We start from the raw sequence: 25,145 nt of genomic DNA, 5'->3' as shown, positions 1-25,145 counted from the left end.
GGATAGCCTGCACCGACCGCGACGACCACGGAGCCCGACCATGAAGCCGCCACCCGGAACGACCGGCTTCAACCCGCGCTCCAGCCATCAAGCGGACTCAGCCCGGTTCACCGCCACGTGTCACCACGCCGCCCGCGCCATCGGCGCAACCGTCACCGGCGTGACCCCTGCCGGCGTCACGCCGAACTTCCACACGATCGACATCACCCAGGCGCAGCACCACATCGCGGTGCTGCGGCACACCACGCTGCCGTTCATCGCCTTCGCCCGCCCCCACGCCAACGGCGACGTCACCATCACGTTCGTCGACCACCCCGACCTCGCCGCCGCCATCACCAACCTGACCGACGTCCAGGTCCTCACCGTCAACCAGCTACAGACCCCTCTGTCACAGGTCGACCTGAGCAATCTCCACCCCGGCGAGCACGACCAGATCCGCTACTGGAAGCCAACCACCGCCGGCGAGCTGCTGTTCAACTTCTGGGACTGAAAACCAGTAACCTGAGCCAAGGAACAACCAAGATCGCCTAGCCGGACGTGTCACGAATCAAGTGACAGCGATCCGTAACGCATCTGTGAGGCTCGCGGTGGTGGTCCTGGGTGGACTCCTGCCAGGATCGATGCCGGTGATCAGGGACTGACTCCTAACGCATCTGGCCGTCGATGGCGTGCCCTGCGCTTGACCTGTCGTCTCTGATCGCTGGCACCGGCCTGGCTCACCGCTTAGGTTCAAGGAGTCGTTGCAACACCGGCCTGTTGGATTGATCTTAGGTGTTCGTCCAGGGCCTCTGCTGGCGTTCTCCACTCCAGAGACTTGCGGGGCCGACTGTTGAGCACGGCGGCGATGGCCTCGAGGTCGGTGATGCTGTGTCGTGATAGGTCGGTGCCTTTAGGGAAGTACTGGCGCAGCAGTCCGTTGGTGTTCTCGTTGGTGCCGCGCTGCCAGGGACTGTGCGGGTCGCAGAAGTAGACCTCGAGACCGATGTCCAGACGCAGCTGGACATGTTGGGCCATCTCGGCTCCCTGGTCCCAGGTCAGCGAGCGGCGTAGCTGCTCGGGCAGGTTGGTGATCTGGTCGGCGATAGCGTCTCGGACCGCTTCGGCGCCGTGCCCGGCCAGCGGCGGGCCGTTCTTCACCACAGGCTGCTGACCGTAGCCATCCATGCGGGGCAGGTGCAGAAGCATCGTGAACCGGGTGCTGCGCTCGACCAGCGTGCCGATGGCCGAGCGTTCCAGGCCGATGATCAGGTCGCCCTCCCAATGGCCTGGCACGGCCCGGTCGGTGACCTCCGCCGGCCGTTGGCTGATCATGACCTCTGGGCTGAGGAAGTGCTTGCCCCGTCTACGGGTGCGCGCCTGCGGCACCCGTAACGCCCGGCCGGTGCGCAAGCACGCCGTCAGCTCACGGCGCAGCGCACCGCGGCTTTGAACGTAGAGCGACTGATAGATCGCCTCGTGCGAGATCCGCATCGACTCATCATCCGGGAAGTCCACCCGCAACCGCCGACTGATCTGTTCCGGGCTCCAGGCCGTGCCCCATCGCCGATCTGCGCGACGCCCGTGCCGGCGTCCCTTCCACGGCACGTTCGGGCCCGGGATCGGCCGACCATCAACGTCGGTGATCGTGCCGGCGAGCCGCTTCTGCACGTAGTCGCGCAGCAGCTGGTTCGCCGCCAGCTTCGCGGTTTTCGGGCGACGGCCACGACGCTCGGCATGCCACTGCGCGGCCACGGCACGGTAGTCCAGGCTGCCGCCACGAGTCACGGCGTTGCGGCGCAGCTCTCGCGAAATCGTCGACGCGTCACGGCCTACCGCTCGAGCGATCTCTCGCACGCCCTTGCCTTGTGCTTTGAGCAGCGCGACCTCTTCACGCTCGGCGAAGGACAGATACCGGCCCGACGGCGGAACCAGCGACAAAGGTGCCATACCGCCACCCTGACGAAACCAGCGCCCACCCACCGGCTGCGACACACCACACGCCGCCGCAGCTTCCTCGCTCGACAGACCTTCGGCGATCCGACGCCAGAACTGCCGCCGCACCTCCCGGTGCTCGTTCACACCCGGCCGGCCCGGCGATCGCATCGCTGGCCTGCCCGTCACCTCCGTCACCCAACCTGGTGGCCTACCCATGCACACACCCCTTGATTGAGGTGTTGCAACGACCACTGGAATCCGCCCCGTCTGGCCTGATCAGAAGCTTGCCCGCCGTGTGGCGTGGCTCATCACAGATGTGCCGTAGGTGTCTCCACCCAGGCCGGTGCCAACGTCAACCACCGCCTCTGGGAAGGAGCAGCGGCCTGATGCCCATGCTCGCAGAATCGGTCGACGCCGTCATCGGCGTGGACAACCACACCGACACGCACACCGCCTGCCTGGTCGATGGCACTGGCCGCGAGGTCGCGGCCGTCACCTTCGAGGCGAGCCCTGACGGCTACAGCGAGCTGATCGCCTGGGCCGCTCACCAGGCGCCAGGCCCGCGATTGATCTGGGCGGTGGAAGGCTGCCGCTCGCACGGAGCCGGGCTGCTGCGCGCCCTCCTGGCTGCGGGACAGCACGTCGTCGAAGCTGGTCGGCCGCAACGCGTCGGCCGCCGACCAGGCGGCAAGTCCGACCCGTCCGATGCCCGCCTGGCCGCCTGCACCACCCTGGCCGCAGGACATCACGCCCAGCCGCGCAGCGACGCGACCGGGAAGCATTACGCATCCTGCTCGTGGCCCGCGAACACGCCAACGCGACCCGCACCGCCGCGATCAACGTATTCAAAGCACTGCTGCTGATCGCACCCGACCAGCTGCGCGAGCCGCTACGCCGACAGTCAACCCCGCGGCAGACAGCCGCATGCGCCCTACTGAGGGTCCACGCCCGCCACACCGCCGCCGAGCGGGTCCTGCGACAGACCCTACGCAACCTGGCCCAACGCATCCGTCAGCTCGACCGAGAGATCCGCGCCAACGAGCGCCAACTCCACGACCTGGTCGATACCATCATGCCCGCATTGCTGGCCGAACCCGGCGTCGGCCCAGTCAGCGCCGCGCACCTCATCATCGCCTGGTCCCACCCCGGCCGATGCCGCTCCGAAGCCGCCTTCGCCGCCCTCGCCGGCGTCAGTCCACTGCAGGCATCCTCCGGCCGCATCACCCGTCACCGGCTCAACCGTTTCGGCGATCGGCAACTCAACCGAGCCCTACACACCATCGTCAACTGGCGCATGATCCACGGCCACGAACCCACCCAGCATTACCTCACCCGCCGACGTGCCCAACAGAAATCCGACGCCGAGATCCGCCGCTGCCTCAAGCGCTACACCGCCCGACACATGTTCCGGCTCATGGAAACCGCCGGAAGGACTTGACGAGCCATAGAAGCGTCAAGCGGAGCCCGACATTTTGGCTGGCATCCGGTGTCCGGTCTCGGGACCTGCGTGACAGATCGGTATCAGGACCCGGGTGACACGGCTTGGGGGTACCTGGGGCCTGGGCGATCAATCACGATGAGCGAGTGATCGAGCGATTGATCGAGCAACGACCGATGAACATCGTCCGTCGGCGGGTTATGGCAATCGTGCTCACCGGCCTGGTCGTCGTTGCGGTGCCAGCCGTCTCGTTGCCTGGCGCAATCCGTGGCACTACGTACACCTCATGCCGTTCGGCCGCACGTCAGTCGTGGCGGCTGTGCTGTTCGCCGCATCGGTGCTGCTCGGCGTCGCGGCGTGGCTTGTCCTGCGGCCAGCACTCGCGCGGGCGGTGGCTGTGGTCGCGACCGTCTTGGCGTTGATGGCGGCCTGTAGTGGCGTCGAGTTTTTGGGGCCGTCGCTCTACGGCGTGGAGTCAGACGGGGATACTGAAGTTGTAGCCCTTTCCTCAGACGGTTCGTTCGAGGTGGTCCTGCTGCACTACCCCGAATTCATGACGGGCTTTGATGTCTTACGTATCCGGTCGCGGGCGGGGCTGAGGAGTCGGGAGGCCAACCAGGACCTCGCATGCTTCGCCACGCCATTCGATGGACTTGGTCCCGAGGGCACCTTCGGTACCGCCCGATTCCTGAGCGACCACGAGATTGAGGTCACCGAGGCAGGTCAGCCCTGGGCGACCCGGTTTGACTCGCGCACCCTCCTGGCCGTCTCCACACTGTCCCACGGCTGCCAGTAGGCGGCGGTCTAGCCGCAAGTGTCACCCACGTCCCGAGACTGATCTGTCACCCCAGGTCCTGAGACCCGACACTGGCCGGCAGCCGGCCCTAGGTGACGGCGAGCCGAACCTGTGGCAGGTTGTCCAGGCGCGGACACGTGAACGCATAGGGGGTGACCATGGGCGCCTGGGGGCCTGGCCTGCTCTCCGACGACACGGCCTGTGACGTGCGCGACGAGTACCGCGAGATGCTCGAAGACGGCCTGGACGACGACGAGGCCACCCAACGCATGCTCGACTCCTATGCCGATGCGCTCGACGACCCGGACGAGGCCACATCGGTTTGGCTGGCCATGGCCGTCACCCAGTCCAAGCTCGGACGCCTCGACCCCAGGGTTCGCGAGCGCGCCCTCGCCGCCATCGAAAGCGGGACCGACTTAGCGAGGTGGTCGGACAACCCTCGCCTTGCTGCCAAACGCCGGGACGTCCTGGACAAGGCACGCGCACAACTGATCGGCCCACAGCCTCAGCGCAAGAAGGTGCGCCGTCCCAGGCGACACGTCACCGACCTGCAACCCGGCGATGTTCTCAGCTACCGCGCCGCCAACGGGCATCTGGTGCTGTTGCGGGTTGCCCGCATCGACGACGACCGGCACTCCGTCGCACCCGTTCTCGTCGCCCTCGACTTCACCGGCATCCGCATGCCGCCCCAACCGGAACTCGACACCCTCGCAGACAAACCCGAAACGCCAGACCGGCTGGGCGGAGTCCGACCTCCGTGGGCCAGCACCAGCTGGCGCGTCGTCGCCTCCTTCAAGCGGATCGACCACGACACTGCTGGATTCCACCGCGTTGCACGCACCACCGCCCGCCCAGGCGACCCAGATTTCCGCACCTCGACCTACACCTCCTGGCAGTCACTGCCCCGCGAGCTGGAACGCAACATCACCGACGCGCCCGCCACGTCCGAGCCGTAATGCCGGCCGCCAGCCGCCTCAACTCGGCGGCTGCGTGGCCGCGTCGCCGGTCTGCTCGCGTCACCGGCCCCGTCGGCCTGGACGAGACGCCGGACGCGCGGGCCTCGTCCTCCGTGTCGAACTCCCACCGAAGCACCTTGCCTGTCTCGCAGCCACCCGCCCTGGGCCTTGATCAGGGGCTTGGAACACCTCCCACGCTGCTGTCCGCGACCGGCTAGGACACACTCAACCCAGGCTGGTTCGCCTCTCGTCGTACCGCCTCTGGCTCCTCGGCGTTTCCGCATTCGGAATCGCCGATCTCGTCGTAACCATCGATCCCGCGGACTTGGCCCGCCAGCGGGGCGCCCGCGTCGAGGGGTACCCGATGGTCACGCGGCCGGGGCGGGACGTCCCTGGGGCGAGTTGCACGTCGGCAGTCGGAGCATCTTCGCCGACGCCGGGTACGTCGATGTCAGCCGGCCCCCCTGCGGCGGGTCGTGATGCGGATCGACTTTTGAGCACGGGACGGGGCCGGCCCCCGGGAAGGAGACCGGCCCCGTCGAAGCCACGGGGCGTGTTACCGGACCACGACGACGTGGTCGGCCCGCGCGTGCAGGAACGTGGCGTCGCCGTCCCACCGGACGGTGTACGTGTACTCGCCGGCCGCGCCGGGCGTGTCGGTGAAGCGGAAGGTCCCGTCGTCGGCGGGGGTCACCGTCGGCAGGTAGACGGTGGTGATGTCCTCGCCGTTGAGGATGCGCGTCACCGTGAGCGTGGTGCCCGGGGCGAGTGCCCGCCCGGGGGTCTTCAGCACGCCGCTGAACCGGAGTTGCCGGCTGGTGTTGGCCGTGCTCGGGCCGGTCAGGCTCAGCGTGGACGGCTGCCGGGCCACCTCGACGGTGGCCGCCGCCTGACTCCAGCGGAAGGCCGAGTTGCCGTCCCAGAGCACCTCGTAGTGGACGGTCCCGCCGACCGGCGGCGTGTCGGTGATGCTGAAGGCGCCGTCGGTGGCGGTCGTCACTGGGGCGAGCGTGGCACTGGTGCCGTCCGGGTGCCGGCGCGTCACCACCAGCGGCCGCGCACCGGGTGCCGACCCGTCGGACAGGGTGAGCCGGCCGGTCACGGTGAGCGGTACGAGCGCCGTCCCGGTGGCCGGGGCGGTCGCGGTCACCGAGGACGCCGCGAGGGTGGCGCCCCGCAGCCGCCACAACGTGTAGCGCCCGGTCGACATCTCATACAGGACAGTGAAGGCGTCGGTGCCGGAGAAGGTGAGTGCGCCCTCCACCACCTGGCCGGCCGGGTTGTCGGCGGTGTGCCGCTTCGTGGTCGTCGCCGCGTCGTACACCGCGATGCGGGGGCCGGCGAGCTCGATGCGGTCACGGGAGGCGCGTGCGCCAATGACGTGGGCACCGTCCGGGCTGAGGGCGACGGCGTGCGGGAAGCCGACGAAGGTGGGTTCCTCGCCGTACGCGCCGACCCTGGTCAGGCTGGCGGTGTCCCAGATGTCGTAGCGGTACGGCGAGTCGAACGCCGTGATCGCTCTCGAACCGTCCGCCGTGATGGTGATGTCCTTCAGGTACATGAAGTTGTTGTCGTGGCCGTCGAGCACCCCGCGCAGGGTGGCGGGGGTGGTGCTGACGTCGTACACGTACAGGTCGGCGGGGCTGCTTCCGTTCTCACCGGCCACCACGGTGGACCCGCCGGCGGCGATCTTCGGTGGGCCGTACAGGCCGCTGGCGATGCGGACCGGCTCCGGCGTCGTCGCCGACAGGTCGAGACCCACGACACCGCCGCTCCAGCTGTTGGTGGGGCCGTGCCCGACCCAGAGGCGGTCGCCCGCCAGCGATAGGTACGTCGGGTACGGGTAGGCAGCCAGGTCGAACCGCCGGGTGACGGTGAGGGCCGTGGTGTCGATCTCGGCGATCTCGTTCGAGCCGTTGAGCGCCGCGTAGAGGCGGCTGCCGTCCGGCGTGACAGCCAGGCCGTGCGGTTCGGCGAGCCCCGTGACGGCGCCGACCGGGGTGCCGCTGTCGTCGGTGACGACGATCTGATTGCTGGCGGAGATGAACAGCCGGCCGTTGCCGGCGGCGATGTCCTTGACGAACTTCACCCCCTGCAGAACGGTGCTGCTGTCCGCGGCCTGCGCGGGTGCGACGGCGGCGACGAGTCCGGTCGCCGCGACCAGCGCCGATGCCAGGGCCGAGCGGGCCACTGTGCGGAACCGCATACGCGGTCTCCCTTCGGTTGATACCCCGTGATGCCCGGCGAGCCGGCGTGTCGTGATCGGAGGCCGGTGCCGGGTCGGCGACAAGATCGTCGCCCCATTGGTATAGGGCGATGTCGTCGCCGGAGGCGTTACACGGGGCGTAGCACGACCGCGATGGAGATTCAGGTATGGCGGCCGGCGGAACGCCGGTGCGGCGCATCGTCTGCTGCCATCGGTTGTCATTCCGTGCCTCTCAGCTCGGCCATCGCCCCGCATGTTGTCGTGGAGTGTCGCCCGCAGGCGGCACGTTCGGTGCTTCCTTGCTGCTTCCGCGAGTGGTCGAGAGAGTAGGCGCACGACCTGGCCCTGAAGCTATGGACTGCCGGAGGGCGGCTCGTATCGCTCGGGCCGGTGGTTTCCGCACGCCCAATGGAGCACGACCCCCGCTGGGGGGAGCCTGGTCGGTATGGGTCAGGCAGCGTCAATGGGGATCTGAGCCTACGTCCAGCGCCGCACCACCGACGGCCGCACCAAACGAGACATCCTCCGCTGCCTCAAGCGCTACATCGCTCGCGAAATCTTCAAAATCATCACCGCAACACCCACGACCGCTACCAGTTGACGAACATAGGGGCATCAAACACAAGCGGCACGGCGTGAACGTGCAAGTCATCGCGGACGCGGCGGGTCGGCTGATCTGGGCATCGACCGCGCTGCCCGGCGCCACCCACGACCTCAGCGCCGCCCGCGCTCACGGCATCATCGACTCGCTGACCGGCGCCGACGTGATGACCTTCGCGGACAAGGGCTACCAAGGAGACGGCGGGAGCGTGCGCACGCAGTTCAAGCGCCACCGTTACCGGCCGAAGCTGTTCCGCAGGCAGAAGACCATCCAGCGAGCTGGGCACTGGCCGCTGTCGGGTGAAAGTCGACGTCTTCCGTGCGAGGGGTCTTGGCGCGACACGATGGCCGAAAGTAGGTGCCGGTCGTCTTCACCGCGGGAGTCCGCCCGAGCCGCGGGAGGCGATGACGATCGCCGCCCTGATGCGTGAACGACGGCACATCCTAGCCCCTAACGGACCAATGAGTCCATCTCGGGGTTTGGCGGTGAACGAGTTCACCTGGGGGCATCGTGGTCCTAGCCGCCTCTCAGTGCACCTTAACACCCTGAGGGGGCGGTTTCACGAGCGCCGAGCGGTTCTAGCAACGAGTGACCGACTTGGACTATCCAGTCCACGGAGGTTAGCCTGCGGAGGTACCCGGTCATGCAGTGACACGCCCGGCCGCTGCCCCCGCTCAGACAGCGACACGGCTGCCGCTGGATCCGCGTACCTCGACCCTCACTACCAGGATCTACAGGAAGGCACGGCAGATGGAAACCGATCGGGATCGTGTCGTCGCATCCGCCCGAGCTGTCCTTCCGGCCACTGAGCGCCGGCGCACGGACATGACCACCCGCGGCTTCACGTTCGTCGCCGATGAACCGCACCACGGCGCACTCGGCGACGGCCCGACGCCGACGGAGTACCTGTTGATGGCGCTCGCGTCGTGCACCGCTCAGACCCTCAGGCAGTACGTCGACTACAAGTACGACACCGCCGGCGACATCACCGTCGAGATCGACTACCACGAACCCGAGCAGGACGGCGCAGAGCGCTACCTGCAGCGCACGATCACACTGAGCGAAGACCCTGACCCCGACGACTTGAAGGTGATGCATGACATCGCCGACAAGTCCCCGGTGACCCTGCTGATCCAGTTCGCATGGAGCGTGAGGACCGAGTTCATCGGACCGCGCTGAAATCAGGCCACTGGCCGCTCGGCGATCACGGCAATGCAGCAAGCAGTTGTCGTTCCGCCCCAGGCGGCGACAGTGAGTCCATCGACCGCGACAGCTTGAACGCGATGCGGCGCCTATAGATCGCAACGTGAGCTGTTTTGACTGCCCGCGTGACTCGCGCGGATACATCCTGGGGTGCTTACAGAGCAGAGCCCGGTCAGGAGCATGCGATGAGTGAGGAGAACGCGTGATCGAGCACGCGGAGGCGACGCCGACACACCACGCACCGCAGGTGCGCGTGGTCACGGCATCGACGTGCACCGCGGCCGTCCCGACTCAGCCTGCAGCCGCCCGCGCTGCCGCCACTGCTGGGGAGCCCGGTAGCAGGCGGGGCTGGGCGTCCGTCGGTGCGGTCGCGCTCGGCGCGTTCGTCATCGTCATGACGGAGACGCTGCCAGTGGGGCTGCTGCCGCAGATCGCCGACGGACTGCATGTCTCGCTCGGCCTCGCAGGGCTGATGGTGCTCGTGCCGGGTGTCAGCGCCGCGGTGTCGGCGCCGCTGTTCTTCCTCGGCTCCGGCCGCTTCAACCGGCGCTCGGTCATCGTCGTCCTGGGTCTGACGGTGCTGGTGTCGAACGCGGTCGTCGCGGTGGCGCCGAACTTCGTCCTGGTGCTGATCGCCCGGATGCTCTTCGGCGCCACCCTCGGAGCCTTCTGGACCGTGGTCTCACCGGTCGGACCCAAGCTGGTGGGTCCGGCGGGCGGAACTCGCGCCATCACCATCATCGCGGCGGGTATTTCGGGTGGGACGGTGGTAGGGCTGCCTGCGGGACAGTTCCTCGGCAACCTCGTCGGCTGGCGTCTCACTTTCGCCATTGCAGCGGCGGCGACATTGCTCGTCGTGGTTGTGCAGAGGGTCGTGCTGCCGGGTATTCCGCCAGACGGCCGTACGCACCTGCGTGATCTCGTAGAAGTCGTGACGCGGCGGGCCGCCCGGTTGGGGATGGCAGCCGGCGCGGTGGTGTTCATCGGACAGTTCGCCGCCTGGACCTATGTCACCCCGTTCCTGATGGACCACACGCATCTGTCCAGCGACGTGATCTCCCTGCTGTACGTCATCTACGGCTGCGGTGGCATCGTCGGCTCACTCGTCGCCGGATCGCTGTTCAAGCGCGGAGTAATCGGCAGCTTCGCCGGGTCGGCGACGGTAGTGGCCGCATTGCTCGTCGGGCTGGCGAGCGCGGGCACCTTACCCTGGGTGGCTGGCCTGTTGCTCGTGCTGTGGGGCTTGTTCTGGGGAATCGTGAACCCGGGAACGCTGGTCTGGATACTCGACGCGGCCCCGGAAATCCCGGAAGCCGCGTCGGCGGTGAATGTGACGAACCTTCAGATAGCCCTGGCGGCAGGGTCTGGCCTCGGCGCGATCCTTGTTTCGTCGACAACCTTGCAGACGGTGTTCCTCACGGCGGGGTTCATTGTCCTTGCCTCCGCCGTGCTCGCCGCGGTGGCGACGCGATTCGTGACACTCGTCCGGAGAGAATGAGGAGACCGGAGCGAGTCAGGGGTGGCCGGACGCTCAGAGTCCCGGGCGCACTCGGCGCTCTTGGGAGCCGCAGTGGCGGTGCCAGCAAGGACCGCGCGTGCGGCATTCTCCGCATCGAATAGCCACAGACTCGATCTCGTGGGCCGTGTCGGCGTTGGGCTCCCGATGGAGCGCTCCGTCGAGTGCGGCATCGACCTTATGAGCCGCGCTCTCGACCCGTGCTCTGAGCGGGACCGTGCCGGTAAGGAACGAGCGAGATCGCGACGTCGTTGGTAGGACGGCGCCGCGAACCGACACTAAACACTCGGGCCATAACGCCGTTCGTTGTGCCCACCTACAGCAAACGTCGAACCACACACAGAAGGAGCAAGAAAATGAATGACACCAAGCTGTCCACCGAAGACCTGGCGATTCTCGAGCAGCTCAACCTTGACTACAACAATGCGGACCAGGCCAGCGATGCCAAGCGCTTCAGTGAGTTTCTTGCTGAAGATTTCATCGTGCAGACACCGGGTGTCACCCGCAACCGCGACGAGTACCTCGAGTACATCGCTAAGCCGCGCCCTTTCAAGGATCTCGCGCTGCGCGAGGCCAAGATCCGCATCCTCGGCGACGTTGCTCTGATCCACGGCCGCGCCTCATACACCATGATCGTGGACGGCGCGGAGCAGGAAGCTCTGTACACGGACGTGCACCAGAAGCGTGAGGGCACCTGGGTCTGCGTCTCAGCCTGCGCGATCGCTCCGGGCGCCTGACGCCGGTCGACCGAGGCTCCTGGTCGCGAGGCATCTTTGCACTCGGGTAGGGACCACACGGGAGCCAAGGAATAGTTCAGGACAACAGAAAGGCGCAGCTCGATGCTCAACACGGCACCAGTGACCAACGTGGCCGGCCGGGGCAGAACGCTCCGGCTGACCTTCATATCTGCGGTGGTCTCCCTGGTGGCCGCGTTTGCCGCTGTGGGCTCGACGATCCCGCTGTTCAACATCTATCGGGCCGAGGACGGATTCACCAACGCCGGCATCTCGATGACCGTCGTCGCGTACTCCGCCGCCACTCTGACCACGCTGCTGGTGCTGGGGCGACTGTCCAATCATCTGGGCCGACGGCCCATTTCGATCGCCAGCCTCGCCCTGCTCCTCTTGGGCTGTGTGCTGCTGTTGAACGTGCACGACATCGGCATCCTGATCACCGGCCGGCTCCTGATGGGCCTTGGTGCCGGTCTGGCCAGTAGCAGCCTCACTGCATACATCGTCGACGCCGCACCCGCCAGGCCTGCGTGGTTGGCCTCTGTCGCCTCCAGCCAGACAGTCATGCTTGGCCTCGCCGTCGGCGCCATCGCCTCCGGCGCCCTGGTTCAGTTCGGGCCGTGGCCACGCGACCTCATCTTCCTGGTTGTCATCGGCCTTCTCCTCCTGTCTGTCGGTCTCATTGCCGTCAGCCCGGAGACCGTGACTCGAATGCCGGGTGCTTGGCGATCCCTGCGACCCCGGGTCTACGTGCCGGCCCGGGTCAGGCATCTGCTCCCCGTCGCGGCGGCGGTGTTCCTGGCCACCTGGGCGGCCGGGGCCTTCTACCAAGCGTTCGTGCCTGCGCTGGTCGAGGATCAACTCCACACCAGCAGCCCGCTCATCGTCGGATTGGTGTTCGCCGCCTACATGGGTCCCAGCGTTCTCGGCGCTCCCCTCGGCGGCCGGTTCACAACAACGGCAGCCCAACGTCTCGGCATGATCGCCTTCCTAGCCGGAATGATCGGCATCATCACAGCGATCGCCACCGGCACACTGGCGTTGTTCATTGCCGCAACGATCGTCGCCGGCGCCGCTCAAGGGATCGCCATCAGCGCCGCCACTCGCGGTCTGCTGCACGGAAGCACACTGGCCGACCGGGCACCGATTTTCAGCGTGATCTACCTACTCTGCTACAGCGGCGCTACGATCCCGGCCCTCATCGCCGGCCAGCTTTCCCACACCTTCTCGCTCCCGCAGATCGCCCTCGGCTACGGTGCACTCGCCCTCATCGCCACCCTGTTCACCGCCATCGCCGCACGCAACGCGCACACCGACACGGCCGAGAACAGCCAGCACGGTGAGTAATCATGTGACGAACCTCACCGTCATCCAGACCTCACGCGGCCGTGAGCGGGGCACCGACCGTTTTCGTCGACGCCCATCGATCGCCGGACGGATCGGCGCGATGGGACAGAACCGGATCGGCGTCCTGTTCCTTCTCGTGGGGACGCTTGCGGCGAGCGTCTGGGCCAACGGGTCCCTGACGTCGTATGACGCGTACTGGAAGACCCATCTGATGGTCGTACTCGTCCAGCCGCATGTCGTCGACAGAGGGTGAAATCCAGCTGCAGGTCGCCGACGCCGACTATCGCCGCGACCCGGGACCGATCTGATGACCATTAACGAAGGGACACCCCCATGACCGGCCCAGCCGAGCCGACCCGCTACGCCTTCGAGTACCCCGACGAGGCCGCACACCCCGACGAGAAAGGCACCCTCAGTCAGGACCAGGCCGTCATCATCGACGAGGTGCTCGATGACCCCCATGCCCCCGCATTCGACTTCGCCCTCGTCAACGACGAGAAAGCCGGCATCTACGACGCCATCGTCGACGACCGCGAGATCGCCGGGCTGACCTACAATCTCGCCGGCGACGACCGACTCGTGCTGCTGGCCGCCTTGGTGTACCCCGAGTTCCGCAAACAGGGCATCGCCACCGAACTGATCCGACGCGTCCTGGACGACGTGCGCGCGCAAGGCAAGACCGTTACCATCCTGTGCCCGATCGTGCGCACCTTCATCGAGCACAACCCCGCGTACACCGACCTCATCGACCCTGAGCACCCGGGAGTGACCAAAGGGTCACCCCGGTCCTAAACCCACCTATTAGCTCACCGACAGAAAGTGTGACGATGACGATCAATCTCGAGGCCGAGGCGGTCGCCCGCGAAGAGAACAACGCGGCGATCATCGCCGCTTTAAACAAGTCAGGTCTTAGCGAGGTGGAGTCCAGCTGGGAGCTCGATGTCATCAACGACGCGGAGCACGGGCGATGGGTCGCCACCCTCGGTGCCGAAGCGATCGCCGAACTCCCGTACCGGTTCGTGGGCGGCCGTGTCGTTCTGCTGACGACCTGGGTCGATCCCGCCTACCGCAACCATCGGGTAGCCACGGAACTCGTCTCTCGCGTCCTAAAAGAGATCCGCGAGAGCGGGAAGAAAATCACTATCATCTGCCCGGTCGTGGGTGAATTCATTGCCCGCAACCCGGAGTACACCGACCTCATCGATAAGATCCATCCCGGCTCCGGCGCGTACCCCAAGCACGAACCCGCGGGAGGCCAGGACGACGAGCATCTCGCCGCGTTCGAACGCGACCTCGGTTGAGCTACCCTCGCCGACTCTACGCTCACATCATGCCCCTCGACGCGGACCCCGAGTTCGTCCACGAGGACGTGTACCGGCCTCGCCACGAGGTGGACCTGCGGGCGACGGTGCGGCCGCTCTTCTCCGGTAACGGCGACCCCACGTTCCTCTCAACGCCGGATGGGTTCTGGCGCGCGGTGCGCACCCCCGACGGCCCCGCGACGCTGCACGTTCAGATGGGGGCGGGTGCGGATCGGGGTGCGTTCCGGATCCGGGCGTGGGGAGACGGCGCCGAGTGGGCGCGAACGTCCGTGCCGGATTTGCTTGGCGCGCGCGACGACTGGAGCGGGCTCGACCTCTCCGGTCACGCGCGGCTCGCTGAGGTACGCCGCCGGTGTTTCGGCCTGCACCTCACTCGAACTGGACTCGTGTTCTCCGCGCTCGTCGCTGCCATCCTCGGGCAGAAGACGACCGGTCGGCAGGCGCACCATTCCTGGCGCTACCTCGTCGTCCGCTACGGCTCTGCCCCGCCGGGACCGGCACCGCACGGCCTGCGAGTCACGCCGAGCGCGCAGGAGTGGAGCCTCATCCCATCCTGGGCCTGGCACCGGGCCGGTGTACAGCCGTCACAGTCCCGCACAGCCATCGCCGCGAGCAGAGTCGCCGCCTCCGTGGATCGTCTGGCAAGTCTCGACTCCGGCGATGAGCGCGTCGGCGCCGGTCTGCGCAGCATCCCCGGCGTCGGCGTGTGGACAGCGGCCGAAACCACCCAGCGGTCCCACGGCGATCCGGATTCGGTGAGCGTCGGCGACTACAACCTCGCAAAGGAGGTCGGCTGGGCGCTCACCGGCAGCCCCGTCGACGATGACGGGATGCTCGAGCTGCTCGAGCCGTGGCGTGGGCACCGGCAGCGAATCGTGCGGCTCATCGGCGCCAGCGGATTCCGCAAACCCCGATTCGGCCCGCGTATCACGATCCAGGACCACCGCGTCCACTGACGACTCCGCGGCCGAACCGCCCACGCATCGGCACGCGCTGCGGCCGAACCGGGACCGGTGAAGCCATCAACCCTTCGTTCAACAGATCCGTTCCTGCAGCAGATCCCTGTTGTACGATAGTGCCCGGCGGGCCGCATCTCATGCGTATCTTCTATCGGGCTCGCTGGGGACATTCACCCTGGGCCGACTTGGCGCCTCGTCGGCTCACCATCCTTAGCTACACCGCCCCTCGGCGTCACACCACGCGGACCGGAGCGGGCTGCGGCGGGACGGCGTCGAGAAACGAGCGAGATCGCGACGTCGTTGCTAGGACGGCGCCGCGAACCGACACTAAACACTCGGGCCATAACGCCGTTCGTTGTGCCCACCTACAGCAAACGTCGAACCACACACAGAAGGAGCAAGAAAATGAATGACACCAAGCAGTCCACCGAAGACCTGGCGATTCTCGAGCAGCTCAACCTTGACTACAACAATGCGGACCAGGCCAGCGATGCCAAGCGCTTCAGTGAGTTTCTTGCTGAAGATTTCATCGTGCAGACACCGGGTGTCACCCGCAACCGCGACGAGTACCTCGAGTACATCGCTAACCCGCGCCCTTTCAAGGATCTCGCGCTGCGCGAGGCCAAGATCCGCATCCTCGGCGACGTTGCTCTGATCCACGGCCGCGCCTCATACACCATGATCGCGGACGGCGCGGAGCAGGAAGCTCTGTACACGGACGTGTACCAGAAGCGTGAGGGCACCTGGGTCTGCGTCTCAGCCTGCGCGATCGCTCCGGGCGCCTGACGCCGGTCGACCGAGGCTCCTGGTCGCGAGGCATCTTTGCACTCGGGTAGGGACCACCAAAATTTCGCGAGAAGGCCGGGACCTGCCTGAGTTTGAGCCGCCCGAAGCGCCCACGGGTTGGCTGGACGGTGCCCCCGCCGAACTGCGCGCACACCTTGACATGGCTTTGGGTCATCGCACGTCGGCTGTCGTCGCGACGCTGCTCGCGGCCCTGGACTCCGGCGGGCCTGGCGATGAGAAGTTCCAGGAAGATCTGCGAGGGGGCCCGGACTTCGCGCTTCCCGACGAGGATGCCGACATCGTCTTCGGCGGTCCGGTCAGCGTGATCACCGGCCGACAGGACGGGATAGTCGGCTATTTCGACCAGTTCCGCTCCATGCGCCACTATCCCCGAGGCACCTTCACCGTGATTGACACGGCCGGGCACTACCTGCCGTTCGAACAACCCGCGCTGCTGCGGTCGCTCACCCAGGACTGGCTGCGCCGAACGCGCAGCTGACGAGTGAGTTCCGCGGGGACCCGGCTGGCTGGGGGTCGACTCTTAGTCCAGATCTAGCTCCTCCTGATCGCTAGCAGTAGGCATGCCCCGGTCTCAAATGGCCCCGCGCCATCCGGTGTGCCGTCGACCCGCCCTCTTGGCGGAGCGGGCCCCGCCCGGCCCGCCAGGTCAAGACGACCTTGACGCAGGTTCGAAGGCTGGCGGGTCGGGCGGTGGTCTGCTCGGCTTGCCCTGGTCGATGGCAGGCGGGATGGCGCGGGGCCACCCAGGGACCGTGACCGGCCGACGGAGCCCCGGCCATCCTGGAGCCGGAGCGCCCCCGCCGGAGGCAGCCCTAACCGCAACCCCGCGACCGCCGCTAGCTCGCCGACGCGGCGGCGTGCGCTCCGCTACGCCGCGCGGTGCTGGCCGCGCGGCCCGGCCGGCTGGCGGCCCACCACACCACCGGTCAACGGGCTGTCGTTCTGCGGCGGCCCTCCGGGCTACCCGCTGTCCGCGCCGGCCGCCGGGCGTCCGGCGTGACGGCCGCAGAGCGACAGCGGCAGCGGCCGGCGCGCGCCCTCGCGGCGGCGCGTGCGGCCCGTTGCGGGCCGCCTTGAAGACGTACAGAAAGTTCTCACGGGGATTCTGGTGACGGTGTGTGATCCGACAACAGATCCGCGACACGTGTCCGCCAACTGAGGTGCGACAGATCCAGCGACCTAGATGAATGAGTCCGAAGTGCGGGCTGGTCAGTGGTCGTAGGCGTCAGTGTTCTGCACCTTGCCGAACCGAGGAAAGATCTTCTCGATGGTGAATTTGTGTTCCTCGGCGGCGAGGCCGGACATCGCGTCGGCGACGAACTCCAACTCGTAGCCGTAGTCGCTGGCCGCCCGCGCCGTGGACTCCACCCCCATCGTGGTGACCAGCCCAGCGAGGACCAGTGTGTTCACCCCACGACTCTGTAACTGGTCGTGCAGGTCGGTGTTGTGGAATGCCCCGATGGTGCGCTTGACCACCACAATGTCGTCGGGTTGGACCAGGCCATCGGCGAAGTCACTGCCGGGTGGCTGCTCGGACACGTTCGGCCGCTCCACCCGGACCAGAACCACCGGATGATCATTCGCGCGGAACGCCTTGGCCAGCCGACCGCACCGTTCAAGAACCTGTTGGCCGGAGTGCGGGGCAACAGGCAGAGCGATGATTCGCGGCATCAGGTCGATCAGTACGAGAGCGGTGGTCATGGAGATGATCATAGTCGGCATCGTGACCCGTCCGGCGACCCTCGACTCGCTTGACCGCACGGCGAAGGGTGTCACTGTTTGCGTGTGACAGCGAACCTTGACACCCTTCTCACGGCACTCTACGTGTTCTGCGACGATCACGTCATCGGGCGTCGCCGGATCGGACGCCCGCCGCTGCTGTCGGACGCCGAGCTGCTGTGCCTGGCAATTGCCCAGGTCCTGCTCGACTTCCCGCGCGAGCGGCACTGGATCCGCTATGCCCGCAAGCACCTGCGCCATCTGTTCCCCTACATCCCCGACCAGTCCGGGTACGGCAAACGGCTGCGCGCGGCCGGCCCACTGATCGCCGAGGCGATCCGGCGCCTAGCCGAAGTCACCACGACCGGGGTGCCGATCCTGCGGCTGATCGACTCCACCCCGGTGCCGTGCGGCACGTCCAGGGAGACCGCCAAACGCTCCGACCTGGCCGGCGACGCCGGGTACGGCTACTGCGCCAGCCACTCGCGCTACTTCTGGGGCATGCGCCTATATCTGGTCACCACCGTCGAAGGGATGCCGGTGACCTGGTGCCTGGCGAATCCGAAATTCGGCGAACGCGAGGTGATGGCCGCCCTTCTGGAAGTCGACCACCACCTGATCCACGCCGGGCAGGTCATCCTCGCCGACCGGGGCTTCGCCGGCGCCGACTTCGAGACGTTCCTCGACGACCTCGGTGCGCACCTGGTCCGCCCCGCCCGCCGCAACACCAGCGACCCGGCCAGTAGCCCAGCCGAGCAGCGCCTGCTCCGCATGCGCCAATGGATCGAAGCGATCTTCGACACGCTCAAAGGCCAGCTCAGCCTGGAACACCACGGATCTCGTACCCGCGGCGGCATCTACGCCCGTATCGGCCAGCGCCTCCTCGCGATGGCCACCTGCATCTGGCACAACACCAACATCGGCGCACCCAGCAAACGATCACTCATCGCCTACGACCACTGACCAGCCCGCACTTCGGACTCATTCATCTAGAGGCGGCAGGTTTGGCCGCCGACGAAACGTCCTGTCATCAGCGTAAGTCGTTTTGGTCAAGCTTCTGGTCGGTGCCTCGGCCGTCGTCTGTCCCTGCATAGCGGTGATGGGGTTGGTCCCCGGCAGCGTGTAATCGGGTTGATGAGACGACGGGCCGGGGCTGCCCATGATGACAGGCGAGGTCACAGTGCGTGTCTCAATGCCGCGTAGGGCTCGCCCCGGCCGTCAGCTTGAACGCCGCGACGAAGAATCAGGCGGCTAGAGCCACCTGCCTGCGGTGGTGGCTGCCGTAGGTGGCGATGTCGGCGTTCCACGCTCGTCCGGTGGTGATGACGGCGTGCAACTGGCGCAGGATCGCCGCGGCGATGACGGTCTGGGCTTGGGTCGCCGTGAGCTTGTTGGTCTCCCGGGTGGTCAAATGCTGGTAGCGGGCGGCATAGACGGCATTGCTGCGCTGGGCGCCCCAGACTGCCCGCCAGGCGGCCAGACGCAGCGCGGGTCGGCCCTGGCCGGTGAGTTTGGTGCGGCCGACGAACGTGCCGGACAGTTTCTCCCGCGGTGCGAGGCCGGCGTGCTTGACCAGGGCGCGGGCGGTGGCGAACCGGTTCGGGTCACCCGTCTCGGCGAGGATCGCCGCGGCGCCGACGGCCGATAGGCCGGGGAGGGAGGTGGCCAGATCGGTCAGCTTGAGCTCGTCGAGGACGCGGGTCATCCGGGTCTCGGTGTCGGTGAGCTTGTCGGTGGCGGTGTGCCAGTCCTGCAGCAGGAACGCGACCCGCTCCAGTGCACCGGGCCGGTGGGCGATCACCCCGGTGGGGTCGGCCAAGGCGGTGAACAGGTGCCGCAGGATGCGCAGCGAGGGTTTGCACCCGCCGCGGCGGGTGATCTCACGGCGCACGGCCTGCTCGAACCGGGCCGCACCGAGGCGTCGGGTGCGGGCGAGGTCGCCGCCGTCACGCTGGCAGATCACCGTCATCGCTGCAGCCCAGGTGCGCCGACCGAAACGGCTGCTTGGCGGTATCGAGCGCGGCGGGCCAGACACACTCGAGCAGGGCGCGAATCTGCTGGACCTGGCTGACCATCTCGATGATGAGCTGTTCGCGGCGGGCGCCCAGATGCCGCAGCCGGCCCCAGGTCTCATCGATCGGCTCCGGCACGTAGCAGCGCAGCTGCGCGGTCAGCCGAGCGATGAGCACAGCGTCCTTCTCATCGGTTTTGTCCGAGGTCAGGTCCTCGCTGCGCCGCGCCCACGAGGTCAGCATCGGCTGCACGCACACGAACGGCATCGCCCGGTCCGCAGCGAGCTGGCCGAGGACCCGCCAGCGGTGCCCGGTCGGCTCGCACGCCACCGTCACCCCCGCCCAGCCTTTCGCCGCGGCCCGCTCGGCGGCCCAGTCCAACACTGCCCCGAGATTCCAGGCGCGGCAGCGGAATGTCTTACGGGCCAACACTTTCGAGTCGTGATCGGTGACTACGACCATCTGCTTCGCGTCGGCCAAGTCGATCCCCACGATCGCGTTGGTCACCGGCACCAACGCCCGCAGCCGAGCAAGCCGCGCGTTGCGGTTGCGATCACCCCGGGACACACCGCTACCGTTACCCATGAACGTCCTCCTCCTGCGATGGGACACCAAGCCCGACAAGCGCATCAGGGGGACGTTCCTACGTCCTGCATCGACACGCAGAACGTCTTTCTATGCCGAGAGTGTGTCGAGGCGCCGATCGCGTCCCATCGACGGCCGCTGCTAGCGTCACCGGCAACCGTTGAGAAGGGAGTGCCGATGGTGGATCGGGCGAAGGTCGGTGGACGGCCGCGGTCAGTAACGATTGCAGTGACTCTGATGACCGTCGTGGCCGTCGGGTATCTCGCAGACGCGATGGCGGTCGCCGTTGGGGCAGCTGCGTACCCGGACCGTGTGCGGGAGGCACTGAACACCTCCGAAGTCGACCCACGCGCCTTTGACGTTATCAAACCACTGGCCTCGGCATTGCCCTACGTCGCGGCGTTGATCACCGCCGTGGCAGCACTGGTCCTACTGGGTATCGCGGCCTCAGTGCGTGCGGGGCACTTCGCGGGCCGCATCATCGCCTGGATCGCGATCGGTCTGTCCCTGATGTGCAGCTTCTGCGGTCTGGGTCAAGCTGGTACGCCCGCTTTCAGCGGAATCTTCTACGTGTCCGCGTTCACCCGCGACGCCTCCGGAACTAACACGTTCGTCCAGCGGTTGCCGGCCGCGTACCCGCCGGCCTATCAGTACCTCAGCGCCGGCTTTGCCCTCTTCGCGATGCTCGCCCTGATCGTCGTCGTCGTGCTGCTCGCGCGACCCTCAGCCAACCGCTTCTTCCGTCCGGTCAGACAGCTGGCACCGCCGCCAGCAACTCATTACCTGGCCGACTCGGCGCCAGCAACTCATTACCTGGCCGACTCGGCGCCAGCAACTCATTACCTGGGGGACTCGGCGCCAGCGCCGGTCGCTGGGGCAGCCCGTCCGATCATCGGCCAGATTTCCCAACTGTCGGTGCTGGTCGGGCAGCATCAACGCGGCGAGTTGACCGACGAGGAGTTCGCTGCGGCTCGCCAGCAACTGCTCGGTGGCCCCTGATACCAGCACGTCAGACATGCTGGTATCCACCCGGCGGGAGACGCAGCTGCGCGCCCTCAGGGTCACACTCGCACCTCCCGCCATCGGCCACTGCGCGGTAACGCCCGCACATGCCGCGATCAGCGTGCTGAGGTGTCGCAGATCAGTTGGCGGACACGTGTCGCACATCAGTCGACGGAGGACATTCTAGTGACGGTGTGTCCGGTCTCAGGACCTCCGTGACAGATCGGTATCAGGACCTGCGTGACACTCCGGGGGCTTGGTGGGGTCTCAGGCCGGGGTGACTTCGACCGCGTCCTGTAGCCGGATACGACCAGGCTGTTCGACTGTTGCCCACACGCCGAACGTCATGTCGTGGTGCTCGGCAACGGTCCGCAAGAGGTGTCCATGCTGTGGAGCGTCCTCCTGCGCAAGGTCGATCATGACGCACCGGGTGAGTCGCCGGCGTGGTCGCAACACCACCTCGGAACCGATGCGGACGGCTCGCCCGAGCCAGCCATCCTCTGGGAAGTCGCTGCCCGGTACGTCGACGAGCAGATTCGCCCGGAACCGCACTGGGTCGACCGACTTCCCTAACAGGTCATGGAGCCGCCGTAGGGCGGCGGTGGTGATGAGGCTTACCGGGCCCTCGTCATGGTGCATGACCTCCGCTTCGCGCTCGATCGTCACGCGACGGCCGAGCACCTCGCTGACAGTCTCATGCCCCGCGGGCTCGTCCGCAGCGAAGCGACTTCCGTCTGGCAGTTCGACGACCGGCACCGGATCACCAGAATGTCCGCGCAGCGTGAACAAGCCGCGCATCCGCCGGAAGCGACGGCTGTTCTTCCCACTGCCCAACTTCCCGTCCGCGTCACGCACGGCCCACAAGCGGTCACCAACTAGTCCTCGCTGGTCGACCTCGGCTGTAGTGAGCTGCTCACCGAGCAGTGACTTGATCGGATAACGGCGAATCTCGGCTAGCTTCATCGACCTCACCCTAGATCGCCGACCCGAGGAAGATCGTCTAGCCGGATGTGTCACGCGGGTCATGAGACTGATCTGTCACGGAGGTCCTGAGACCCGGCAATTCTGGTGACGGTGTGTCGTACTCCGTATGATGCGTTACGCGGTGACTTCGGTTGATGGGTTACACGGGCCTCGAGCATGCCGTATACGGACCGTGACGTCGACTGTCCACGACGGCTGGTGTGCCAGGCATCCGCTTCTGCCGATGAGCGAGCACGTCGTTCCGCCCGCCCCTCCGAAGAAATACATTGCAAGTGGCCGGTTCCGGATGTCTGGTTGATCGGCCACCAATCACAGGAGGGAACACGACACACATGTCGCTGCCCACCCCCACGCTGCACACCACTCGCCTTAGACTGCGTCCCTTCGACGACGCGGATGCGAACGATCTCTTCGCGCTGCACAGCAACGCCTACGTGCTGCGCTACTGGGACGCGCCACCACCGTGGAGCGAACGCGTGCGCGCCGAGCGGTTCATCACGGCTTGCCGGCAGATGGTAGAGGGAGGCACCGGGGCGCGCCTGGCCGTGGATCATGTCTCGGACGGGTCGTTCATCGGCTGGTGCAGCCTGAACCGGTGGAATCCGGACTACCGCAGCGCATCGCTGGGCTACTGCTTCGACGATGCAGCGTGGGGTCACGGCTACGCGACGGAGGCCGCGCGCGCCTTGCTGCATTGGGCATTCGACACGCTGAACCTGAATCGAGTCCAGGCCGAGACCGATACACGCAACGTGGCATCTGCCCGGGTGCTGGCAAAGCTCGGGTTCGTGCGTGAAGGGACGTTGCGGGAAGACTGCGTCGTGAACGGCGAGGTCTCCGACTCGTGGGTCTACGGGCTGATCAGGCGAGAGTGGCGGCCGTCGCCCGAACCGGTGCCCGCCCGCTGATTCCTCTCTCCCTCCCATGACGTCGCCCGGCATCCGGGTGCTTCGCTTCGCTGCGTCGAGGGGCCAGCCCCAGGCACTCTCATGGCCGCTGACCGCGCTTTGACCGGCATCGAGGATCGCATGCAACCCGGGTGTGTGATCGTCCGGCTTCGTCCAGCGTTGTTGCTACGGACGCTGCTACACGCGGTGCCCGAACCGCTTTGGTGGGTCAGATCCGTGGGGCGGGTGGCTCGGGTGCCCGGCCTCGGGCACGCCACGCATCCGAGGCGGCGATTCCGACCAGTACAACAGTGGCGGCGGCACCGGTGGCCAGCGGTGGCGCGTACCACGTGGCCGGGATCAGGAGGCCTAGGGCGAGCAGGCCGGCCAGCCGTGATCGGGAGATCCGGCCGAAGACCTGCAGTTCGAAGGGTGCCCGCCCGGCCAGGAACAGTGCGGATCCGCCGAGGATGGCGATGAGCCACTGCGGTTCCGGCCGGCCGAGCGGCTCGACGATGTACAGCTCGAAACCGACACCGGCGAGCACGACACCGGCGATCATGAGCAGGTGGCTCCCGGCGACCGCCAGGGACTCGCGGGCCGGGTTCCGGGCGCGGGTGAAGGCAATCGGCAGGGTAAGCCCCGCCCGGTAGAAATAGATCCGCCAGAGCAGCACGGTGGTGACGATCGCCAGACCGAACCCGGCCGCATGCGGGATGCCGAAGTCGCTATTGGTGAGTGCCCTGCCAGATACGAAGATCGCCTCACCCAACGTGATCAAATAGAACTGCTGGAACCGCTCGGCCAGGTGCTCGCCGGCGATTGGTCCGCCGGCTGTCCGTCGAACGCTGAGCGCGTACCCGCCGTAGTCGATGGCCAGCGCGAGGGCCCAGAGCACGCCGCGGACAAGCAGGTCGTCCACCAACGCGCCCACGATCCACAGCACCGCGCTCGCGCTAACTGAGACCAGCACCGGGATAGGGGCCCGTTGACCCAGGCGGAGGATCAGGGCGAGCAGCACCCGGCCTATCCGGGACGCGACGTAGGCGGCGGCGAAGACGAGCGCCCGCTGCTCGAACCCCTGCGCCACCGCCACGGCCATCACCACCGCCCCGGCCACCGCCAGGAACACCATGATCTGGACCGGCAGTGCATCGGGGTGCAATCGGCTGGTCAGAGTGACCGTTGTCAGCCACAACGTCCAGAGCATCAGGAACAGCAGGAAGGTCGCCGCCAGCTCGCCGAACCGAAGCTGGTGCCCGGTGCTGAAGTCCTTGATCAGCCGCAAGCTGATCTGATTGAGCGCGAACACGAAGACGAGATCGAAGAACAGCTCCAGGAAACTAGCCCGCCGCCAGCTGGCTTCCTCGCGCATCAGCCGCTCGCCGCCCGGCTCACCCATCTGTCATCAGCCCAGCGCAGGGTCCCAAAGCGGTCATGGCGTTCCCCTCGTATCAGTGATCACTTCACTCAACGAGCCAGGAACAACGGAAGCCGCTACATCACCCACCTAGGCCGTGTTTCAGAAGTGCTCGTGTTGGGCCTACTCGGAACGATGGGTAGCCTGCCGGGATGGCAAGGGTTGTCACCTACCTGGAGATGAATAACGCCAAGGACCTGCGGCCTGGGAAGGTGGTGCCGGAACTTCTCCTACGGCGCGTTGACGGTGGCCTGCCGCTCGTGCGTGCCACCAATGCTCAGGTCGGAGCCCCCTACGGGTGGCGGAGTGCGTCTCGCACGAACGAAGAGTGGCGGGAGCTGATGCGGTGTCGTCCGCTGCGCCAGTACTGGTTCATCACCCTGAAGGGCGAGACCGTGGGGGTTGCAAATTTGGAACCCCAGCCTGACGGAGATGTGGAGATCACCACCTTTGGGCTGTTGCCCGAATATGTCGGGAGGGGTCTCGGTGGCCATGCGCTGACGCTGACCATCCGGCAAGCATGGGACAGTGAGGCCGTGGAGTCTCCGGCTGTACGCAGGGTTTGGCTGCACACATGCTCGTTGGACCATCCGAATGCACTACGCAACTATCAGCGACGCGGCTTGACTGCCTATCGCACTGAGGTCGAAGCCGAGTAATAGTCGGCTCAGGCCGAATCAAGCCGGCGAGTACGCGCGTGTCGGTGCCCGAGATGTAGCGAGGTCTCCGGCAGGTGGTTC

27 protein-coding genes and 2 pseudogenes are annotated in these 25,145 nt (G+C 66.8%); 21 read left to right on the top strand and 8 right to left on the bottom strand.

The features are described from left to right. The first annotated feature begins 40 nt into the window (after positions 1 to 40). On the top strand, positions 41 to 490 hold the full coding sequence (locus BUS84_RS36065; protein ID WP_074318737.1) for a hypothetical protein: 450 nt from the start codon (positions 41 to 43) through the stop codon (positions 488 to 490). Between the two features lie 239 nt (positions 491 to 729). On the opposite strand, the gene BUS84_RS36060 is transcribed toward BUS84_RS36065, so the two are convergent. Beyond that, positions 730 to 2,130: an IS30 family transposase gene (locus tag BUS84_RS36060; protein ID WP_074308642.1), complete on the bottom strand. Its 1,401-nt coding sequence runs from the start codon at positions 2,128 to 2,130 to the stop codon at positions 730 to 732. A gap of 98 nt (positions 2,131 to 2,228) precedes the next feature. Between BUS84_RS36060 and BUS84_RS40460 the strand changes: the two genes are divergently transcribed. The 4 genes from BUS84_RS40460 (at position 2,229) to BUS84_RS36045 (ending at position 5,104) form a co-directional block, all read left to right on the top strand. After that, a complete protein-coding gene (locus BUS84_RS40460; RefSeq protein WP_342199641.1) occupies positions 2,229 to 2,777 on the top strand; it encodes an IS110 family transposase in 549 nt (182 codons plus the stop codon). Further along, positions 2,711 to 3,352, top strand: coding sequence for a transposase (locus tag BUS84_RS40455; protein WP_244298851.1), 642 nt, complete (start codon positions 2,711 to 2,713; stop codon positions 3,350 to 3,352). The genes BUS84_RS40460 and BUS84_RS40455 overlap by 67 nt, the downstream gene beginning before the upstream one ends. Before the next feature lie 286 nt (positions 3,353 to 3,638). After that, a complete protein-coding gene (locus BUS84_RS36050) occupies positions 3,639 to 4,148 on the top strand; it encodes a hypothetical protein (RefSeq protein ID WP_074318736.1) in 510 nt (169 codons plus the stop codon). 152 nt (positions 4,149 to 4,300) lie between these two features. Continuing rightward, complete coding sequence (locus BUS84_RS36045; protein ID WP_143728625.1) at positions 4,301 to 5,104, top strand: hypothetical protein; 804 nt, start codon at positions 4,301 to 4,303, stop codon at positions 5,102 to 5,104. Between the two features lie 556 nt (positions 5,105 to 5,660). Here BUS84_RS36045 and BUS84_RS36040 read toward each other — a convergent pair. Further along, the gene (locus BUS84_RS36040) at positions 5,661 to 7,310 is read right to left on the bottom strand and encodes a hypothetical protein (RefSeq protein ID WP_074318734.1); all 1,650 of its coding nucleotides are present in this window, start codon (positions 7,308 to 7,310) and stop codon (positions 5,661 to 5,663) included. A 475-nt stretch (positions 7,311 to 7,785) separates the two neighbouring features. Between BUS84_RS36040 and BUS84_RS41405 the strand changes: the two are divergent. Together BUS84_RS41405 and BUS84_RS36030 are read left to right on the top strand one after the other, a co-directional pair. Then, positions 7,786 to 7,911, top strand: a pseudogene (locus BUS84_RS41405) (IS110 family transposase); the annotation flags it as partial. 16 nt (positions 7,912 to 7,927) lie between these two features. Further along, a pseudogene (locus tag BUS84_RS36030) lies at positions 7,928 to 8,191 on the top strand (transposase family protein); the annotation flags it as partial. On the opposite strand, the gene BUS84_RS41400 reads toward BUS84_RS36030, so the two are convergent. After that, positions 8,133 to 8,285, bottom strand: coding sequence for an Ada metal-binding domain-containing protein (locus BUS84_RS41400; RefSeq protein WP_208869817.1), 153 nt, complete (start codon positions 8,283 to 8,285; stop codon positions 8,133 to 8,135). The pseudogene BUS84_RS36030 and the gene BUS84_RS41400 overlap by 59 nt on opposite strands. Positions 8,286 to 8,661: 376 nt before the next feature. On the opposite strand from BUS84_RS41400, the gene BUS84_RS36020 reads away from it, so the two are divergent. The 10 genes from BUS84_RS36020 (at position 8,662) to BUS84_RS35980 (ending at position 16,274) form a co-directional block, all read left to right on the top strand. Further along, on the top strand, positions 8,662 to 9,090 hold the full coding sequence (locus BUS84_RS36020) for an OsmC family protein (RefSeq protein WP_074308859.1): 429 nt from the start codon (positions 8,662 to 8,664) through the stop codon (positions 9,088 to 9,090). A 226-nt stretch (positions 9,091 to 9,316) separates the two neighbouring features. After that, positions 9,317 to 10,612, top strand: a complete 1,296-nt coding sequence (locus tag BUS84_RS36015) for an MFS transporter (RefSeq protein ID WP_084757748.1) — start codon at positions 9,317 to 9,319, stop codon at positions 10,610 to 10,612. 374 nt (positions 10,613 to 10,986) lie between these two features. Further along, entirely contained in the window at positions 10,987 to 11,367 is a 381-nt protein-coding gene (locus BUS84_RS36010) for a nuclear transport factor 2 family protein (RefSeq protein ID WP_074318733.1), read from the top strand. Between the two features lie 102 nt (positions 11,368 to 11,469). Beyond that, entirely contained in the window at positions 11,470 to 12,708 is a 1,239-nt protein-coding gene (locus BUS84_RS36005; RefSeq protein WP_074318732.1) for an MFS transporter, read from the top strand. 4 nt (positions 12,709 to 12,712) lie between these two features. After that, complete coding sequence (locus BUS84_RS37960) at positions 12,713 to 12,961, top strand: hypothetical protein (protein WP_143728624.1); 249 nt, start codon at positions 12,713 to 12,715, stop codon at positions 12,959 to 12,961. 80 nt (positions 12,962 to 13,041) lie between these two features. Continuing rightward, positions 13,042 to 13,500, top strand: coding sequence for a GNAT family N-acetyltransferase (locus tag BUS84_RS36925; protein WP_084757746.1), 459 nt, complete (start codon positions 13,042 to 13,044; stop codon positions 13,498 to 13,500). Positions 13,501 to 13,535: 35 nt separating this feature from the next. Beyond that, a complete protein-coding gene (locus BUS84_RS35995; RefSeq protein ID WP_074318731.1) occupies positions 13,536 to 14,009 on the top strand; it encodes a GNAT family N-acetyltransferase in 474 nt (157 codons plus the stop codon). A gap of 29 nt (positions 14,010 to 14,038) precedes the next feature. Next, positions 14,039 to 14,986, top strand: a complete 948-nt coding sequence (locus tag BUS84_RS35990; protein ID WP_074318730.1) for a DNA-3-methyladenine glycosylase family protein — start codon at positions 14,039 to 14,041, stop codon at positions 14,984 to 14,986. Between the two features lie 408 nt (positions 14,987 to 15,394). Continuing rightward, complete coding sequence (locus tag BUS84_RS35985) at positions 15,395 to 15,775, top strand: nuclear transport factor 2 family protein (RefSeq protein ID WP_074318729.1); 381 nt, start codon at positions 15,395 to 15,397, stop codon at positions 15,773 to 15,775. Positions 15,776 to 15,935: 160 nt separating this feature from the next. Then, on the top strand, positions 15,936 to 16,274 hold the full coding sequence (locus BUS84_RS35980) for an alpha/beta fold hydrolase (RefSeq protein ID WP_244298850.1): 339 nt from the start codon (positions 15,936 to 15,938) through the stop codon (positions 16,272 to 16,274). Positions 16,275 to 17,005: 731 nt separating this feature from the next. Here the strand turns inward: BUS84_RS35980 and BUS84_RS35975 are convergent. Further along, on the bottom strand, positions 17,006 to 17,497 hold the full coding sequence (locus BUS84_RS35975; RefSeq protein WP_084757745.1) for an isochorismatase family protein: 492 nt from the start codon (positions 17,495 to 17,497) through the stop codon (positions 17,006 to 17,008). Between the two features lie 84 nt (positions 17,498 to 17,581). On the opposite strand from BUS84_RS35975, the gene BUS84_RS35970 reads away from it, so the two are divergent. Further along, the gene (locus BUS84_RS35970; RefSeq protein ID WP_074318727.1) at positions 17,582 to 18,478 is read left to right on the top strand and encodes an IS982 family transposase; all 897 of its coding nucleotides are present in this window, start codon (positions 17,582 to 17,584) and stop codon (positions 18,476 to 18,478) included. Between the two features lie 280 nt (positions 18,479 to 18,758). Here the strand turns inward: BUS84_RS35970 and BUS84_RS35965 are convergent, their stop codons facing one another. Together BUS84_RS35965 and BUS84_RS35960 are read right to left on the bottom strand one after the other, a co-directional pair. After that, on the bottom strand, positions 18,759 to 19,484 hold the full coding sequence (locus BUS84_RS35965) for a transposase (RefSeq protein ID WP_074307998.1): 726 nt from the start codon (positions 19,482 to 19,484) through the stop codon (positions 18,759 to 18,761). Then, entirely contained in the window at positions 19,462 to 20,040 is a 579-nt protein-coding gene (locus tag BUS84_RS35960) for an IS110 family transposase (RefSeq protein ID WP_244298523.1), read from the bottom strand. Before BUS84_RS35960 ends, BUS84_RS35965 begins: the two co-directional genes overlap by 23 nt. A 309-nt stretch (positions 20,041 to 20,349) precedes the next feature. On the opposite strand from BUS84_RS35960, the gene BUS84_RS35955 reads away from it, so the two are divergent. Beyond that, complete coding sequence (locus BUS84_RS35955; protein ID WP_143728623.1) at positions 20,350 to 21,111, top strand: SHOCT domain-containing protein; 762 nt, start codon at positions 20,350 to 20,352, stop codon at positions 21,109 to 21,111. Positions 21,112 to 21,381: 270 nt separating this feature from the next. Here the strand turns inward: BUS84_RS35955 and BUS84_RS35950 are convergent, their stop codons facing one another. Further along, on the bottom strand, positions 21,382 to 22,077 hold the full coding sequence (locus BUS84_RS35950; RefSeq protein ID WP_074318725.1) for an MOSC domain-containing protein: 696 nt from the start codon (positions 22,075 to 22,077) through the stop codon (positions 21,382 to 21,384). A 353-nt stretch (positions 22,078 to 22,430) separates the two neighbouring features. Here BUS84_RS35950 and BUS84_RS35945 point away from each other — a divergent pair, with 353 nt between their 5' ends. After that, entirely contained in the window at positions 22,431 to 23,006 is a 576-nt protein-coding gene (locus BUS84_RS35945) for a GNAT family N-acetyltransferase (RefSeq protein ID WP_074318724.1), read from the top strand. Between the two features lie 208 nt (positions 23,007 to 23,214). On the opposite strand, the gene BUS84_RS35940 is transcribed toward BUS84_RS35945, so the two are convergent. Beyond that, positions 23,215 to 24,387 carry a low temperature requirement protein A gene (locus BUS84_RS35940; RefSeq protein WP_074318723.1) on the bottom strand — a complete coding sequence of 391 codons (1,173 nt, stop codon included), beginning with the start codon at positions 24,385 to 24,387 and terminating at the stop codon, positions 23,215 to 23,217. 170 nt (positions 24,388 to 24,557) lie between these two features. Here BUS84_RS35940 and BUS84_RS35935 point away from each other — a divergent pair, with 170 nt between their 5' ends. Then, on the top strand, positions 24,558 to 25,064 hold the full coding sequence (locus BUS84_RS35935; RefSeq protein WP_074318722.1) for a GNAT family N-acetyltransferase: 507 nt from the start codon (positions 24,558 to 24,560) through the stop codon (positions 25,062 to 25,064). The last annotated feature ends 81 nt before the right edge of the window (positions 25,065 to 25,145 follow it).

The sequence above is a fragment of the Micromonospora cremea genome (assembly GCF_900143515.1).
GTDB classification, from domain to species: Bacteria; Actinomycetota; Actinomycetes; order Mycobacteriales; family Micromonosporaceae; genus Micromonospora; species Micromonospora cremea.
This window is presented reverse-complemented; position numbering and strand designations above follow the sequence as displayed.

Coding starts and splice junctions, on each gene's coding strand:
- BUS84_RS36065 (WP_074318737.1), top strand. CDS start 41: ATGAAGCCGCCACCCGGAACGACCGGCTTCAACCCGCGCTCCAGCCAT.
- BUS84_RS36060 (WP_074308642.1), bottom strand. CDS start 2,130: ATGGGTAGGCCACCAGGTTGGGTGACGGAGGTGACGGGCAGGCCAGCG.
- BUS84_RS40460 (WP_342199641.1), top strand. CDS start 2,229: ATGTGCCGTAGGTGTCTCCACCCAGGCCGGTGCCAACGTCAACCACCG.
- BUS84_RS36050 (WP_074318736.1), top strand. CDS start 3,639: ATGCCGTTCGGCCGCACGTCAGTCGTGGCGGCTGTGCTGTTCGCCGCA.
- BUS84_RS36040 (WP_074318734.1), bottom strand. CDS start 7,310: ATGCGGTTCCGCACAGTGGCCCGCTCGGCCCTGGCATCGGCGCTGGTC.
- BUS84_RS36020 (WP_074308859.1), top strand. CDS start 8,662: ATGGAAACCGATCGGGATCGTGTCGTCGCATCCGCCCGAGCTGTCCTT.
- BUS84_RS36010 (WP_074318733.1), top strand. CDS start 10,987: ATGAATGACACCAAGCTGTCCACCGAAGACCTGGCGATTCTCGAGCAG.
- BUS84_RS36005 (WP_074318732.1), top strand. CDS start 11,470: ATGCTCAACACGGCACCAGTGACCAACGTGGCCGGCCGGGGCAGAACG.
- BUS84_RS36925 (WP_084757746.1), top strand. CDS start 13,042: ATGACCGGCCCAGCCGAGCCGACCCGCTACGCCTTCGAGTACCCCGAC.
- BUS84_RS35995 (WP_074318731.1), top strand. CDS start 13,536: ATGACGATCAATCTCGAGGCCGAGGCGGTCGCCCGCGAAGAGAACAAC.
- BUS84_RS35990 (WP_074318730.1), top strand. CDS start 14,039: ATGCCCCTCGACGCGGACCCCGAGTTCGTCCACGAGGACGTGTACCGG.
- BUS84_RS35985 (WP_074318729.1), top strand. CDS start 15,395: ATGAATGACACCAAGCAGTCCACCGAAGACCTGGCGATTCTCGAGCAG.
- BUS84_RS35980 (WP_244298850.1), top strand. CDS start 15,936: ATGGCTTTGGGTCATCGCACGTCGGCTGTCGTCGCGACGCTGCTCGCG.
- BUS84_RS35975 (WP_084757745.1), bottom strand. CDS start 17,497: ATGACCACCGCTCTCGTACTGATCGACCTGATGCCGCGAATCATCGCT.
- BUS84_RS35965 (WP_074307998.1), bottom strand. CDS start 19,484: ATGACGGTGATCTGCCAGCGTGACGGCGGCGACCTCGCCCGCACCCGA.
- BUS84_RS35955 (WP_143728623.1), top strand. CDS start 20,350: ATGACCGTCGTGGCCGTCGGGTATCTCGCAGACGCGATGGCGGTCGCC.
- BUS84_RS35950 (WP_074318725.1), bottom strand. CDS start 22,077: ATGAAGCTAGCCGAGATTCGCCGTTATCCGATCAAGTCACTGCTCGGT.
- BUS84_RS35945 (WP_074318724.1), top strand. CDS start 22,431: ATGTCGCTGCCCACCCCCACGCTGCACACCACTCGCCTTAGACTGCGT.
- BUS84_RS35940 (WP_074318723.1), bottom strand. CDS start 24,387: ATGGGTGAGCCGGGCGGCGAGCGGCTGATGCGCGAGGAAGCCAGCTGG.
- BUS84_RS35935 (WP_074318722.1), top strand. CDS start 24,558: ATGGCAAGGGTTGTCACCTACCTGGAGATGAATAACGCCAAGGACCTG.